Raw genomic sequence first — 14,511 nt, 5'->3', positions numbered from 1 at the left:
TGCCATAACGCACTGTTCGATGGTATTGTTTTATTGGCCCCTATTCAGAATTGCACCAAGTTCCTTGGGGCTAGAAGGGACTCGCTAAGTCATGTGCAGTTCGATCTGTACGAAACGCCCAGAGCCTTTATGAATACGGCCGGGCAAAGAGCGGTCAAACAATACCCAGTCCAATAGGCTATGACAGAAAAAACAATAATCATTCCAAGCACAGGCAGCATAACTCTTCGATACCTGGAGCTTTGCCAGTTTCGTCGGCTGGGTAAGGTTCAGATGGATATCGATGAGAAAACCACTATTCTCGTCGGCGCCAACAACAGCGGCAAAACCTCCGTGCTTGCAGCACTGCGGCACTTCTTGTCCGATAGTTCGGCATTCGGCGCCTTTGACATTAGCCTTTCGCAGTGGACAAAACTACGAGAGCTCGGCAAAGAATGGGAAACTTTGACTGAGGATCCAGCAACATCTGCTGGAACCGACTCCACCGACTGGGCGGCCCAGCTTACCACCCTGCTGTCCACTATGCCTACGCTTGATCTCTGGTTCAATGCCGAGGCAGGGATGTACCATTTCGTGGCCCCGCTTCTCTCCAAATTCAACTGGCAAGGCGGTGCGGTTGGAGTTCGACTACGTCTGGAGCCAGTGTCCGACGTAGCCTCGCTAAAGGAGTTGGCCTGGTCGTATCACACGGCCCGTCTTCCCGTGAAAGATATGGGCACCGACTCACTCGCTTGGCCCATTGACTTACTCGACTACTGGCTGCGTGAACCACTAAAGATGGGCCACGTTAGGGCATATAAGCTAGACGCAGAGAATAACCCGCTAGAGGGTAAACCAACCTACACGACGCAGCTGTTACCGGCTGACGCGGAACCTATCGAGCGTAAGCATTTGGCTAAGCTGATCCGCGTCGACTTCGTGGCGGCTCAGCGTGGCCTTGGCAGCGAAGAGGCTGCCTCGCGGTCCGCATCCGGTCCTCATCGTGTAGGGATGTTTTCCGACCAACTGCTTCAGTTCGCACGGAGGCACCTTAACGTGGCCGCAACGGGACACGGCCACCGAGCGGACCTCATCAAGGCCGTGGCCGAGGCGCAAAAGGAGCTGGACAAGAAGATCCACGACGCTATCGCGCCGTCGGTGGCGGAGGTTAAAAAGCTCGGTTATCCTGGGTTGCATGATCCGCAGGAAATCCGCTTCCGGACCCGCATTCAGACAGCAGACCTGCTCGACCATGGAACTGCAGTCCAGTACAGCATGAAGAAGGACTCCGGCGAAGATCTGCTGCCGGAATACTCCATCGGCCTAGGCTACCAAAATCTTCAGTCGCTGAGCTATCAGCTAGTGTCTTTCAAGACCGCCCGTTTGAATCCGGAAAAGGGGTCACCGGCGCCGGTTCACCTAGTCATGATCGAGGAGCCTGAGGCCCATCTGCATGTGCAGGTGCAGCGCATCTTCCCCGACAAGGCGCATAAACTCATAAGTCCGACCGAAAAGGAAGCAACTGCGCTGAAAAGCCAGCTGCTTATCAGCACGCATTCGAGCCACCTAGCGCACGCGGAGAACTTCGACCGACTGCGCTACGTCCGTCGCGTCCCCAAATCGGCGGGCCAGCCGATGCCGACAACCGAAGTCGTTAACCTCGGGCAGATCTTCGGGAGCGACACAGTGACGCGGAAGTTCGCCGAACGGTACTTCCGCGTTCAGCATACCGACCTCTTGTTCGCCAACGCGGCCATCTTCGTTGAGGGCGTGGCCGAGCGCATGTTGGTGCCACTATTCATGGAGCGTGACTACGAAGTGCTAAACAGCCGCTACGTATCCTTCCTGGACATCGGCGGCAGCCACGCACATCGATTAAAACCTCTGGTCGAGAGGCTGCGTATTCCTACCGTCGTCATTACCGACATCGACCCTGTCGAAGCCAAAGCCGCGGCTACAGGAAAGACGGTCTACGTAGCCGTAGCCAACACCGGCCAAGTCGGACTACAGTGCGGTAACGCCACGCTGCGCAACTGGCATCCCAAGCTTGAGAACCTAGATGACTTCAAAGTGCCTAAGCCCGAACACCTGACATGGACAGAGGCTGACTGCATGGTTCGATTTTCTTGGCAGTTGCCAGTCTCCGAGGCCGGCAACACGTGGCCAAGCTCTTTCGAGGACTCCCTAATTTTAAGCAACATCGATTGGTTCAAAAAGCTGATGACGGCGGTGGACAATGACGGTAACTCAGTCGCGCCTCCAACTGGGGCCCTCGGCGCCGTCGCCGCCAAGGTTGCTGCGGCAAAAACGCATCCTGAGCTGGCCAGCGCACTGCACACGTTGATGCACAAGTCGTTCAGCAAAGGCGACTTCGCCGCGAGCATCTTCGAGAACGTGGCTGCAGGAGAGAGCATCACCTGCCCGAAGTACATCGCAGACGCCCTCGCCTGGCTGCAGGCCCAGCTCGAACCAAGCGCGGACATCGTACTATGAATCGCTCCCTCGTTCGCGAAGGCAACGACCGGGATGCCGGCGTCGTTGAGGAGATCTGCGGGTACCTCACCGAGCAGCCACCACGCAGCTTCTTTCTTTTCGCCGGCGCCGGGTCTGGTAAGACGCGTACGCTCGTCGAGGTCCTTCGCAGGCTCACCGGAGTCGTGCCTCACGTGGCCGGCAGCGGACTCGGCCGCCAACTGCGACTAGCCGGCCGTGCCATTCGCGTCGTCACGTTCACAAAGAACGCTGTAGCGGTCATTAATGGGCGCCTAGGCAGCAACGACTTGGTAAACGTCTCGACGATCCATTCGTTCTGCTGGGAGCTCATCAATGGCTTCGACGCAGACATTAGCGCGGCGCTTGTAGCGGTAAAACAGGCCGAGCTGGAGAAGGAGCTCAGCAAGGCCGCCGCCAAGAAGCGCGGGATAAGTGACACTGACATTGCGAAGTTTGCCGAGATCGAGGCAGAAATCGACCAGCTTGGCAAGACCGAGAAGTTCATTTACAACCCAGACCGGAATACGTTTGGGCCGGGCGCCATCCAGCACCGGCACGTCCTCGACGCCACGGCTTGGCTGCTCCTGAACCGACCAACGCTCAGGACCATCCTGAGGGATCGCCACCCAATCATCCTTATTGACGAGTCCCAGGACACGATGAAGGGAGTTCTGGACGCGCTGATGGTCTTGGCCGAGCCACGAGGCAGCGGACTCACACTAGGATTATTGGGCGACCACCGTCAGCGCATCTATTCCGATGGTCATTCCGACCTGCCGGGCTTGGTGCCCACGGGTTGGGCTAAACCCGAGTTGCAGATGAACCACCGTAGCCAGCGTCGCATCGTCACTCTCATCAATCAGATCTGGGAATCGAAGATGCAGGGACGCACGCAGTCAACGAGCGGCGTGAGGCAACATCACCGGACCGAGAAAACGGGCGGCGTAGTGCGCCTGTTCGTCGGCGACGCATCTCAGTCCGCCAACGACAAGCGTGAACACGAGCATTGGTGCGCCGCTCAGATGCAAGCGTCGGTGTCGCCCGATGCATGGAAAGACGGAACCTATCAGCTCTTGGCGCTTGAACACAAGCTGGTTGCAACCAGGGGCGGGTTTCTGAGCGTCTACGAGGCAATGGACCTTATCGACCCGAATGGCGCGGCACCGGTAGGCAGTGGCGAGAACAATGGTCCCTCTGCGGCCAAGCTAGTGCTGGATGAACTGGCACAGCTAGAAGCTTGCATCCGCCCCGACGGCACCATGAATGAATCTGCTATGACCGATGTGCTCCGCCGTAATGGAAGCCTCGACGATCTACCTGTCGATGAGGCTCAGCGTAACGTCCGCACGGACGAGATCCTAAATGCCATCCAGAAGTTCGCCAGGATTTGCATAGATGAAGACTCGACTATTGGGCAAGTGATCGAACCTGTCATAGCGGCTCGGCTGTTCGAAGTGCACCCGCGTTTGGCGGAGGCGTTCGCCGACAAGTCGCCACCACCTCCTCCTCCAATCCCCCGAAAGAATACGGAGACTACGCACGCCAGGATCCGCCGTGGCTGGTGTGCACTCTTTGCAGCGCCTTGGGCAGAGCTCGTACAGTATCGGCGGTATCTAGCTGGCACTTCGGAGCTAGCGACGCATCAGGTCATAAAAGGCTCCGAATTTGACCACGTAATGGTCGTAATGGACGATAGCCAAGCCGGCGGTTTCTTGATCTCGTACGACAAGCTCTTCGGGGGCAAAACCCTGAGTGATACGGACATTTCAAATCTCAGCGACGGCAAGGAAACCACAATCGACCGCAGTCTGCGCCTGTTGTACGTCACTTGCAGCCGAGCTCGGGAGTCTCTAGCACTCGTGCTGTGGTCAACGCAGCCGGCCACAGCGCTTGCGCACATTAACGAAAAAACTGGCTGGTTTGCTCCTGAAGAGGTTGTAGTTATTCCGTGATATCAATCGGCGACCTCGGGCGGATGCAGTGGTTGCTTTCCCCGAAGTCGCTATAATCAAAAAAGATCTGCCCCCGAAAACCTGTTTAGAGGATCACTGTCAGAATGTGATCGCCACGTAACGTAAAACACACAGGGCTCATCCAATCTCAAATCGTAAAAAATGGAATCGTTGAACGATAAAGATATAAAAGCGTTTCGAGCTTTAACCTCACAAGCGGACATAGTAAAGGTCGAGCTTAATGCTATCGGACAACATTTAGCTGGCGCGAGACGTAAATTCTTCCAAAATCCCTCAGATGAACTCAAAGGGGAAATGACAGAGCTTGAAAAAAAAGGAGTTGCCGCTAGCGACCGTCTTAACGATATCATAAAAGATATGGGAGCTCTGCTCAAGCTGACGGCGGAAGAAATAGAAGACATCGAGACCGCGAGGGAGACAGGCGATTCTCCTCCACGGTACTCCCGTGACCAACTGACTGTTGACCAGGTAGCCCCAACAGGGGGAGACGTCAATACTCTACTTTCGCAATCGTTTGATAAGCTGCTTGAGTTAATACCGGCATCTACATTGACCACATATCGCTCTTTGGCCATGGAGTCACCATGTATCAAAAGAGAAAACGGCCTCCTTTCTATCGTTAAGGGGGTTGTACCCGAAAGCGAATCTCCCCAAATACACCGTTTTGCACAGTGCGTTAATGAGAGTCACTTCTGGCTCACAAATAACCCGAACTATGACATGTTTGCCGGCGCCAGCCTAGTACCTCAGATTGCTCGTTTGGCCGAGCGACTTGACGTGTTATCGAACGTTCCTGGTGCCATGAAGCGAATCCGATCACTTTGGCGAGGTACCTCAAGAGATGTCGACTCGACAATTTTCGAACTACTCGTCGCTGCCGGATGCGCTATAAAGGGTCGATCGGTTGAATTTCTGGAGCCACGGGGCGGCAAGACTCCGGATTTGCGGTGTCACGATCCTTACCCTATTGTCATCGAATGCAAGCGGAAAAGAGTCCTTACGGAATACGAGCTTAGTGAAGAACGCGTAATGCGATCGCTCTTCGAAAAATTAGATACATATGCTAGAGCGGCAGGCATGTGGGGAATGTTCTTACTGGAATTGTCGATCGAGTCGAAACTAATTTCAATCGATGAAATCGTTTCATGTCTACTGCAATTACGTTTCGCCGGCAAAAGTGGCTCGAGAGCGACCTGGCCTTGGGGAACAGCGACCTATGTGGAGTCGGCTAAGCTAGTCAATATCGGAGGAAATACTCGTATGTATTCCCCCTTCATGCTTAACGAGGTTTTCGGATGGAATTCCGATCTTGCAGAATGGGATGGTCTTATCTGCCGGGTGAGGAACTTTTACGAACCAGTTCTAGATATGGCCGAAGAGCCTGTCGGCCTTCTGTGGGTAAATAGCAGTGAGCAGGCAATCAAGAAACGTTCTTGGGGCCCAATGTCGACATTAAATGAGGCCATTGAGCAGGTTCCGCCAGGAGAGTTTGGAATTCCCTTTGTAGCCTACCAAGAGGGAGCGCGCAGCGCGATCGCAGACATTCGGACACTTAACCTCGCAGATTGGTTAAAAGAATGCTGTCACCCCGCGAATGTACGTGTACCTTTTGGGCGAATATTCAGGCTGTATCCTCGTCCGCTCCAACACGGTGCACCGGACTTTATAGAGAGCTCCATAAGCTTTGTTGCCGACTATGGGGATAATATTCTTCCTAGCCTTTTCCCGTCGAACGTCATTGTACACTAGAGCGCGACTAAGAATCCTATCGGGATTCACTTGCACAAGAAAATGGACACGACCTAGGAAGTGGGCGAAATACACGCCTATATAGCTCTATCGAAGAGAATTTAATTTCATTAAAACATAAAAATGAGCGCAGCCCCCCATGCAATTGAGTAAAGTACGAATTCGAAATTTTCGGTCGATTGAAGACTTGACATTACCTCTTGATCATCTCACTGTAGTGTGTGGCCCCAATAGTTGCGGAAAATCAAACGTGATGCGAGCTATACTGCTTGCGCTGCAGCCAAGTGTAGGTGCCGCAGACGTGGCCGAAAACATCACGCAGTGGAAAACGGGCCCACGTACTTCCATCCATATCGAGCTAATATTCTCCGCTTGCATCCCTGCATTGGCTGCGCTTGCCGAACCGGATGGAACTCTAAGATATGTATGCAAGCTTTATCGAGGCGGCACAGTAAGCAGGCAGGTTGGCGCCTCCACGGCACAGGCAGACTTCGAACTCCTTATTAACAATTTTCAAATTGTTTACGTTCCGCCGATTCGCGACTTAAACGCAGGCGGGCTAGAGCCGTTCAGAAAGCTTTTGAAAGAAGCTTTACTCCGAACACGAGGGACGGGCAATGTTAACGGGCTACGCGACCAAGCAGAAAAGTTATTTCGACGCAAGGCTCGCCCGGTATTATCAAATAGCACCAATGGGGTTTCAAAACTACTAGGAAATTCTACCATGGAGCTTGATTTTGCCGGCATGGAAATGGAGTCGCTAGCAGAGCAAATATCTCTTAAGGTAAAGCGAGTAAATGTTGAGGTCCGTCTGGATGCAGTTGGCACAGGGCATCAAAGCACGGTTATTATGGATCTATATAAGCAGCTTGGCTCCACATACGAAGGAAGTTTGCTGTTTATCTTTGAAGAGCCAGACAATCATTTGCATCCATCGACAATTCGTTGCGTAGCAGACGATTTCGAACAACTCAGTTTAACTCACCAAGTCCTTTTAAGTACTCATTCGCCTTACCTCCTAAATCATTTTGAAATGGGAAAACTGCGGCGACTAGGAGTAAAAAATGACGCGACCACATATTTCCCACTGGATGGGCTTCTTGCAAAATACTCATCAAAAACCCTCCACTATATTTCCGAGACGTATGGATTGAAATGTATAGAGCCGTTGCTGTCAAATTTGGTGATCGTAGTCGAGGGCGCAACAGACCGGACGGTACTGAGCAGGCTCTATGAGCTTAGAAAGAACATAACAATCGATGCAGCAGACATACTTATAGTATCGGCAGAAGGCAAAGACCGAGTTGCGCAATTTTGCGAAATCCTTCATTTGATGAAGATCGAGTGGCGCGCTGTATTCGACTGGGATTCTGTTTTTTCAAGTGCAGTACCGCACTTTATCCCGATGACAGTTCACGCTAAGGGTCCTATTCAAGCGGCTGCCCAAGCTATTCTTTCGTCACTAGACACAAAAAAGAAGCGCGGCAAGAATGCCGCAAAAACTCTAAACGCGCTGCTTATAGAACTAAATACAGCAGTCGCTTTGCCAGGCAAATTTGAAGACTCTGCTGTCGAAAAACTACTCATATCAACCGCTTTACTAAGCGTTGCAGAACGTACTGCACTAAAGAAGGGGCTACAACAACGTGCTGTGAACACCTATCGTCCATTGCTTAAAAAAGCCAACTGCTGGGTGTGGCCTGAGGACCTCGAGGCTGAACTGTTGAGAAATATTGACTGCGAAAATATTGTTGAAGCCGAGCTTATTCAACTTGGTGTTCTCACTGCCCCTCCTCAGGCGGCGAATCGTCGCAGCACACTGGATAATAAGCTTCATGGCATGGCGAACGAACCGGAAAAGCTTGCGGCCGTTGTAGACAAATTGGAGCAGGATAATGCTTTTTCGCGCAGTGCGATGAACATTTGCTTGAATACCCTTTTCCCATAACATAACTGTCTCAGCGCGCGTAACACAACAAAACCTCTTTCATGTCTTGAAAACAACAACGCCTTCAGTACAACCATCGTATGCATCCAGTCGAGATCGAGAGAAAATATTGATTAGTTCACCGCTACTGGGTTGGCTGGCAGGCACCGAGTTGGGTCGTCGAACGAACCCTCGGGTGGCTTCACCGATTTCGCAGACTGAGAATCCGCTACTAACGCCCCGCGGACATTCATCAGGCCTTCCTCTCGCTGGCCTGCTCGCTCATCTGCTGGCGGTACGTCGACCTGTATTATTAGAGATACTTATCACTAATCGAGGTTTTGCTGAAAATGTTAGCCGGCTAGCGTCATCGGAGCCGTGGAATTGAATCAAGAGCTAACGCCAAAACGCCTCTTGGATCGGCTGCCGAAATAAACTCGAACACGCTATCATCCAGTTCGTTCTCGTCTCGAGTGTCCATATAACGCAGGAATTTTTCGCCAAGGTCAGGGGCATTAACAAAAAAGTCTCGGACTCGCTTAGCAATAACCTCTAAATCATAGTCAACTCTACCGCTTTGGTCGAACTGCGCTTTCTCAGCGTCAGTCGCGATAAAGAAGCGCTCGATGAACGAACAGTTTATCGACATATCTTGTACAAATTCCTGGAAGCCCGGATCTTTAGAGTAGATCTGCCGTAGGAACTTATCAATAGCTTGCTCTGGGCTATTTGCCTCTACTACGAAGGGCGGCCAAGTCTCAAGCCCTTCTTCCGAGGATGCCACAAGGTATTGCTTATTCATTAATTTCCTCCAGAGGTCTAGAACTTCAATTTAATGACAATATTGCAATATATGACGTTCACCCGAGGCATATTGTGACTCAAAAGCGGCTGACGCAAAAGCGGCGTTTCTCCATGCTGCGCAAATGTCAACCTCCCCTCCGAGCGCCACTAGCCCAACGCACTCAGCAAGAGCGAACCTGTCCGCAAATCTTGTCCGTCTGCGAAGGGAACGTAATTGGTCACAAGAAATGCTTGCTTTTGAGTCAGGATTACATCGGACATTCATCGCGCACGTCGAGCGTCGTACCCGAAATATTTCGATAGACAATCTCGAGAAAATTGCGCTCGCCCTAGGGGTCTTGCCTCACGTCTTGCTTCTGCCGGCGGATTCGTAACGGAGGTCGCTGTCGTTAGGAAACACCGCTAGGGTGTGTAAGGCGGTGAGCGAAGCGGTAAAATACAGAAGTGTTACTAAAGAAAAAATTCGCTAAATCAACGATTTAGCGCCCTGTAACTGTTACTACTGAACTTAATCGATGACGTTTCAGATCACTGTCCAGCCCAGCGGCCATCACTACGACTGCGACGCCGACGAAACCGTGCTCGCGGCCGCGATCCGCTCCGGCATCGGCCTGCCGTACGGCTGCAAGAACGGCGCCTGCGGTTCCTGCAAGGGCAAGGTCGTCGAAGGGACGATCCACCACAAGCCGCACCAGGCGCGCGCGCTGTCCGAGCAGGAAAAACTGCAGGGCTTTGCGCTGATGTGCTGCGCCGTGCCCGAAGGTGATCTCGTGATCGAAGCGCGCGAAGTGGGCGGCAGCAGCGAATACCCCGTCCGCAAGATGCCGACCCGTGTCATCGCCATCCGCCGCGCCGCGCCGGACGTGGCCATCATCACGCTGCAGTTGCCGGCCAACGAAGCCCTCGCCTACCGCGCCGGCCAGTACATCGAATTCATGCTCAAGGACGGCAAGCGCCGCGCCTACAGCATCGCGAGCGCGCCGTCGCTGGGCGGTCCCATCGAACTGCACATCCGGCACTTGCCGGGCGGCGTGTTCACCGACCATGTGTTCTCGACGATGAAGGAGCGCGACATCCTGCGCTTCGAAGGTCCGCTGGGCACGTTCTTCCTGCGCGAGGAGTCCAGCAAGCCGATCGTGCTGCTGGCCTCGGGCACGGGCTTCGCGCCCGTCAAGGCGCTCGTCGAGCACATGATCCACCTGAAGTCGGAGCGTCCCGTGTCGCTGTACTGGGGCGGACGCCGCCCGCAGGACCTGTACATGCACGACCTGTGCGAACAGTGGGCGCGCGAGCTGCCGCATTTCACCTACGTACCGGTCATCTCGGACGCGTTGCCGGATGACGCCTGGACGGGCCGCACGGGCTTCGTCCACGCGGCCGTCATGCAGGATATTCCCGACCTGTCGAACCACCAGGTGTATGCGTGCGGCGCGCCGATCATGGTCGATTCGGCGCGCCGCGACTACGTGGAACGCTGCGGCCTGCCGGCCGACGAGTTCTACGCCGACGCCTTCACGACGGAAGCCGACCTGGCCCAGCCGTGACGGCCTCCGGGCACGCGCGATATGCAGATTCGATTCCTGTATATCTCGACAAGGATTTGCGGTATGTTCCCGTTTGCCCCGGCCGCACCGGCCGGTTCCCAAACAAGAAAGGGTCAACAACATGCATAAGACGCTACGCCGTGCCCCCGTCCTGCTCGCCCTGTCCGCCGCCCTGCTGGCGGGCGCCCTCCCCGCCCATGCTGCCGACCAGGCCGGCAACAAGTGGCAGTCCGTCCTCGCCAGCCCGCTGCGCAGCGACGAAGACCGCAAGGCCGACGACCACCGCAAGACGGGCGAATTCCTCTCGTTCGCGGAAGTCAAGCCGGGCATGAAGGCGCTCGACGTCGCCTCGGGCGGCGGCGCCACCGCCACGTTGCTCGCGGCCGCCGTCGGCAGCAAGGGCGAGGTCTGGGCCCAGAACACCAAGCCGAACCCGAAGCTGGACCAGCGCCTGGGCCAGTCCACGCTGCCGAACCTGCACGCCGTCGTGGCGGACTTCAACGACCCGGTCCCGAAAGGCACCCCGGCGCTGGACCTCATCACGATCAACATGTCGTACCACGACATCGCGAATACCCCGACCGACCGCGCCGCGATGAACAAGCGCCTGTACGACGCGCTGAAGCCGGGCGGCCATCTCGTCATCGTCGACAACGCGGCCAAGAAGGGCGCGGGCCTGACCACCACCAAGACGCTGCACCGCATCGACGAGGACACGGTGGTCGACGAGGTGACGAAGGCCGGCTTCAAGGTCGATGCCAAGAGCGACTACCTGCGCGCGCCGTCCGACCCGCGCGAGAAGCCGTTCTTCGAGATGAACGGTGCGCCGGACGACAAGTTCGCGGTGCGCTTCGTCAAGAAATAACAGCACTCACGTGTGACGCTCGCGGATTGCAAACGTCCGCGTGGGCACGGGGTGCCCACCCTACGCCATGTCGTGGCCCGTAGGGTGGGCGGCCCCGCCCACGCGGAAGCATGATGGCCGCCAACGTAATGACAGCGGCTTCATTGAACATCGGGCACAATGGAGGCCGGCATCCCTGCCTTACCTCACTTCAACCTATGTCCGTGTTTTCCCCGACAGGCCGCCTCGCCGTCCTGCGCAACCGTAACGTTTCGTTCTACCTGTCCTCGCGCTTCCTCGGCACGCTCGCCGTCCAGATGCAGAGCGTGGCCATCGGCTGGCAGGTCTACCAGATCACCCACAGCCTGTTCGACCTGGGCCTCATCGGCCTCGCCCAGTTCGCGCCGTTCCTGCTGCTGATCCTGTGGGCGGGCCACGTGGCCGACACGCACAACCGCCGCAAGATCATCCTCGCTTGCATGAGCACGCAGCTGCTGTGCAGCCTGCTGCTCGTCGCGTTCACGCTGTCCGGCAGCACGACCGTGTGGCCCGTCTATGCCGTGCTCGTGCTGTTCGGCAGCGCGCGCGCCTTCATGCAGCCGGCGTCGCAAGCCGTGCTGCGCAACCTCGTGTCCACGCAGGATTTCTCGCAGGCCGTGGCATTGAGTTCGTCCACGTTCCAGGTGTCCGTGATCGTCGGCCCGGTGCTCGGTGGCCTGCTGTACGTGTTCGGGCCGAACGTCGTGTATGCCGTGTCGAGCACCCTGCTGGTCGTGGCCGTGCTGCTGATGGCCGGCACGAAGAGCGCACCGCAGGCGCGCAACAAGGCGCCCGTCAGCTGGCACACGCTGCTCGAGGGCCTGCGCTTCGTGTGGTCGCGGCCGATCGTGCTGGGCGCCATCTCGCTCGATCTGTTCGCCGTGCTGTTCGGCGGCGCCACCGCGCTTCTGCCCGCGTACGCGCACGACGTGCTGCGGGCCGGCCCCACGAGCCTGGGCCTGCTGCGAACGGCCCCCGGCGCGGGCGCCACGATCTGCTCGATCGCGCTGGCGTTCTGGCCCATCACGCGCAAGGTCGGCGCCTGGATGTTCGGCGGCGTCGCCCTGTTCGGCGCGGCCACCGTGACGATGGGCCTGACGACGAGCTTCTACGTCGCCCTCGCGGCCCTGTTCCTGCTGGGCGCCGGCGACATGATCAGCGTGTACATCCGCCACCTGCTCGTCCAGTACGAGACGCCTGACGAGATCCGCGGCCGCGTCAGCGCCGTGAACGCCGTGTTCATCGGCGCGTCCAACGAACTGGGCGAGTTCGAGTCCGGGCTCACCGCGAGCTGGCTCGGCCTCGTGCGCGCGATCGTGTTCGGCGGCGTCGCCACGCTCGTCGTCACGGGCACCTGGATGAAGCTGTTCCCCGTGCTGTCGCGCATGGACCGCTTTCCCCACCACGACAACGATACGGCCGCCGCGACGGCAAAGGCGGGCTGATGGACAAGCGCTTCCCGAACGACGCACGCCCGCCGCAGGAGCCCGGCTTCCTCGTGCGCTTCATCCGCAGCCGTCCTTACCTGCTCGGCGCCGTGCTGCTCGGCGTCGTCGTCGGCATCCTCGCCCCCGGCAACTACAACGACCTGCGCCGCTCGCTGATCGGCTGGAACAGCGGCGTGTGGGCTTACCTGCTGACGATGACGTGGACGATGTTCCGCGCCGACCACAGCCGCGTGCGCGCCATCGCCGAGCGGCAGGACGAAAGCGGCGGCGCGGTGCTGGGCGCCGTCGTCATCGGCGCGGTCCTGTCCGTGTATGCGATCGTGACGGAACTCGCGAACATGAAGGACGCGTCGGAGCACGTGAAGGCACTGCACTACGGGTTCACGGCGCTGACCGTGATCGGCTCGTGGCTGCTGGTCGGCGTCATGTACTGCCTCCATTACGCGCACCTGTACTACACGGCCAGCAAGCACACGCTGCCGCTGGAATTCCCCGACGAGCACACGCAGCCGAACTACTGGGACTTCCTGTACTTCTCGTTCACCTTGTCCGTCGCCGTCCAGACGTCGGACGTGACGGTCAAGACGCGCTCGATGCGCAGGCTGGTGCTGGGCCATTGCGTGCTCGCGTTCTTCTTCAACCTCGTCATCCTCGGCCTGTCGGTCAACATCGCGGCCGGCCTCGTGAACACGTGAAGGCGTGCGGAACGCCCGGTTTTCCCGGGAGCGGGTAACATCGATGCAAATGTGACCACTTTTGGAGGAGTTTATGGAAGTTAATGTCAACACCGACAACACCATCCAGCGCCACCAGGGCCTCGACGAGCGCGTCCGCACGCAGGTCGAGGAAGCGATCGCCCGTTTTGGGGACCACGTCCGCCGCGTCGACGTCCACCTCTCCAACGAAAACAAGGAAAAGCACGAGGACGGCAGCAACTACTGCATGATGGAAGCGCTCGTCTCCGGCTACGCGCCGGTCGTCGTGCACGCGCACGGGGAAAACCTGGCGCAGTCGATCGCGGGTGCCGTCACCAAGCTCAAGCGCGCCCTGGACAGCGCCATCGGCCGCCTGAACGACAAGAACAAACGCGAACCGCTGCCCGTGGGTGCCGAGTCCTATAAAAACCTGACCGGCGATTCCTGATCGCCGTCGCGGCAACGGGCCGCCGTCGGCCCGTTGCTTCCGGAAAGTGTTGTAGAAATTAATCGTGCTTGCGTCATCTCGGGCGTCCGGATACGCTTGTTTGGATAACGTCGAGCACCAAGTCCGATACCACACAACCGCATGCCGTCCCCACCGTCCGGACGGACAAACTGCTGACCATCGAAGCGGCCCGCGGCATCGCCGCCCTGCTCGTCGCCTTCTTCCATGGATCGCACGTCGTCGAACTGACCCAGCCGGGAAGCGGCGCGCCGTTCGGCGGCTTCTTCAGCTTCGGCCACGCGGGCGCGCCGTTCTTCTTCGTCCTGTCCGGCTACATCATCCATAACATCCACCATGCCGACCTCGGCCGTCCCGGCCGGCTGGCGTCATTCGCGTGGAAGCGCGCGACGCGCATCTATCCGCTGTACCTGATCGTGATGGGTAAGCGTCGTCCCAGCACCGTGTAGACACCCGATAGCGCGCCACTCAACATAGTCCCCACTATTTTTTAGCGGGGACTATTTTGGCGGGTGAAGCAGAACAAAAGAAGCGTCGGCGCAGCACGAAT

Annotated in this window: 12 protein-coding genes and 1 pseudogene; 12 read left to right on the top strand and 1 reads right to left on the bottom strand. The window is 57.1% G+C overall.

Annotation, left to right across the window (positions count from 1 at the left end):
- The first annotated feature begins 180 nt into the window (after nt 1–180).
- The 5 genes and pseudogenes from HAV22_RS14045 to HAV22_RS31185 all read left to right on the top strand — a co-directional run.
- Nucleotides 181–2,472: an AAA family ATPase gene (locus tag HAV22_RS14045; protein ID WP_166859717.1), complete on the top strand. Its 2,292-nt coding sequence runs from the start codon at nt 181–183 to the stop codon at nt 2,470–2,472.
- Nucleotides 2,469–4,424, top strand: coding sequence for a UvrD-helicase domain-containing protein (locus HAV22_RS14040; RefSeq protein WP_166859716.1), 1,956 nt, complete (start codon nt 2,469–2,471; stop codon nt 4,422–4,424). Before HAV22_RS14045 ends, HAV22_RS14040 begins: the two co-directional genes overlap by 4 nt.
- Nucleotides 4,425–4,595: 171 nt before the next feature.
- Nucleotides 4,596–6,194, top strand: coding sequence for a hypothetical protein (locus HAV22_RS14035; RefSeq protein ID WP_166859715.1), 1,599 nt, complete (start codon nt 4,596–4,598; stop codon nt 6,192–6,194).
- Between the two features lie 139 nt (nt 6,195–6,333).
- Nucleotides 6,334–8,142, top strand: coding sequence for an ATP-dependent nuclease (locus tag HAV22_RS14030; protein ID WP_166859714.1), 1,809 nt, complete (start codon nt 6,334–6,336; stop codon nt 8,140–8,142).
- A 138-nt stretch (nt 8,143–8,280) separates the two neighbouring features.
- Nucleotides 8,281–8,438, top strand: a pseudogene (locus HAV22_RS31185) (transposase); the annotation flags it as partial.
- Between the two features lie 50 nt (nt 8,439–8,488).
- On the opposite strand, the gene HAV22_RS14020 reads toward HAV22_RS31185, so the two are convergent.
- Entirely contained in the window at nt 8,489–8,923 is a 435-nt protein-coding gene (locus HAV22_RS14020) for a hypothetical protein (RefSeq protein WP_166859713.1), read from the bottom strand.
- A 124-nt stretch (nt 8,924–9,047) separates the two neighbouring features.
- Between HAV22_RS14020 and HAV22_RS31525 the strand changes: the two genes are divergently transcribed.
- The 7 genes from HAV22_RS31525 to HAV22_RS13985 all read left to right on the top strand — a co-directional run bounded on the left by HAV22_RS31525 (nt 9,048) and on the right by HAV22_RS13985 (nt 14,410).
- On the top strand, nt 9,048–9,299 hold the full coding sequence (locus tag HAV22_RS31525; protein ID WP_166859712.1) for a helix-turn-helix domain-containing protein: 252 nt from the start codon (nt 9,048–9,050) through the stop codon (nt 9,297–9,299).
- Between the two features lie 141 nt (nt 9,300–9,440).
- Nucleotides 9,441–10,469, top strand: a complete 1,029-nt coding sequence (locus tag HAV22_RS14010; RefSeq protein ID WP_166859711.1) for a CDP-6-deoxy-delta-3,4-glucoseen reductase — start codon at nt 9,441–9,443, stop codon at nt 10,467–10,469.
- Between the two features lie 121 nt (nt 10,470–10,590).
- Nucleotides 10,591–11,334, top strand: a complete 744-nt coding sequence (locus tag HAV22_RS14005; RefSeq protein ID WP_166859710.1) for a class I SAM-dependent methyltransferase — start codon at nt 10,591–10,593, stop codon at nt 11,332–11,334.
- Between the two features lie 197 nt (nt 11,335–11,531).
- Nucleotides 11,532–12,797, top strand: a complete 1,266-nt coding sequence (locus HAV22_RS14000; RefSeq protein ID WP_166859709.1) for an MFS transporter — start codon at nt 11,532–11,534, stop codon at nt 12,795–12,797.
- On the top strand, nt 12,797–13,495 hold the full coding sequence (locus tag HAV22_RS13995) for a DUF1345 domain-containing protein (protein ID WP_166859708.1): 699 nt from the start codon (nt 12,797–12,799) through the stop codon (nt 13,493–13,495). Before HAV22_RS14000 ends, HAV22_RS13995 begins: the two co-directional genes overlap by 1 nt.
- Nucleotides 13,496–13,568: 73 nt before the next feature.
- Nucleotides 13,569–13,943, top strand: coding sequence for an HPF/RaiA family ribosome-associated protein (locus HAV22_RS13990; RefSeq protein WP_166859707.1), 375 nt, complete (start codon nt 13,569–13,571; stop codon nt 13,941–13,943).
- Nucleotides 13,944–14,011: 68 nt separating this feature from the next.
- On the top strand, nt 14,012–14,410 hold the full coding sequence (locus tag HAV22_RS13985; protein WP_166859706.1) for an acyltransferase family protein: 399 nt from the start codon (nt 14,012–14,014) through the stop codon (nt 14,408–14,410).
- Nucleotides 14,411–14,511: the final 101 nt, after the last annotated feature.

Origin of the sequence: Telluria antibiotica, assembly GCF_011682055.1 — a bacterium.
Taxonomy (GTDB): Bacteria; Pseudomonadota; Gammaproteobacteria; order Burkholderiales; family Burkholderiaceae_D; genus Telluria; species Telluria antibiotica.
The sequence above is the reverse complement of the archived record's forward strand: the minus strand, read 5'-3'. Positions and strand labels throughout refer to the sequence as shown.

Bases quoted from the DNA above. Each gene is read 5' to 3' on its own strand.
- HAV22_RS14045 (WP_166859717.1), top strand. From the start codon at position 181: ATGACAGAAAAAACAATAATCATTCCAAGCACAGGCAGCATAACTCTT.
- HAV22_RS13995 (WP_166859708.1), top strand. From the start codon at position 12,797: ATGGACAAGCGCTTCCCGAACGACGCACGCCCGCCGCAGGAGCCCGGC.
- HAV22_RS14030 (WP_166859714.1), top strand. From the start codon at position 6,334: ATGCAATTGAGTAAAGTACGAATTCGAAATTTTCGGTCGATTGAAGAC.
- HAV22_RS14040 (WP_166859716.1), top strand. From the start codon at position 2,469: ATGAATCGCTCCCTCGTTCGCGAAGGCAACGACCGGGATGCCGGCGTC.
- HAV22_RS13990 (WP_166859707.1), top strand. From the start codon at position 13,569: ATGGAAGTTAATGTCAACACCGACAACACCATCCAGCGCCACCAGGGC.
- HAV22_RS14000 (WP_166859709.1), top strand. From the start codon at position 11,532: ATGTCCGTGTTTTCCCCGACAGGCCGCCTCGCCGTCCTGCGCAACCGT.
- HAV22_RS14005 (WP_166859710.1), top strand. From the start codon at position 10,591: ATGCATAAGACGCTACGCCGTGCCCCCGTCCTGCTCGCCCTGTCCGCC.
- HAV22_RS14020 (WP_166859713.1), bottom strand. From the start codon at position 8,923: ATGAATAAGCAATACCTTGTGGCATCCTCGGAAGAAGGGCTTGAGACT.
- HAV22_RS14010 (WP_166859711.1), top strand. From the start codon at position 9,441: ATGACGTTTCAGATCACTGTCCAGCCCAGCGGCCATCACTACGACTGC.
- HAV22_RS31525 (WP_166859712.1), top strand. From the start codon at position 9,048: ATGTCAACCTCCCCTCCGAGCGCCACTAGCCCAACGCACTCAGCAAGA.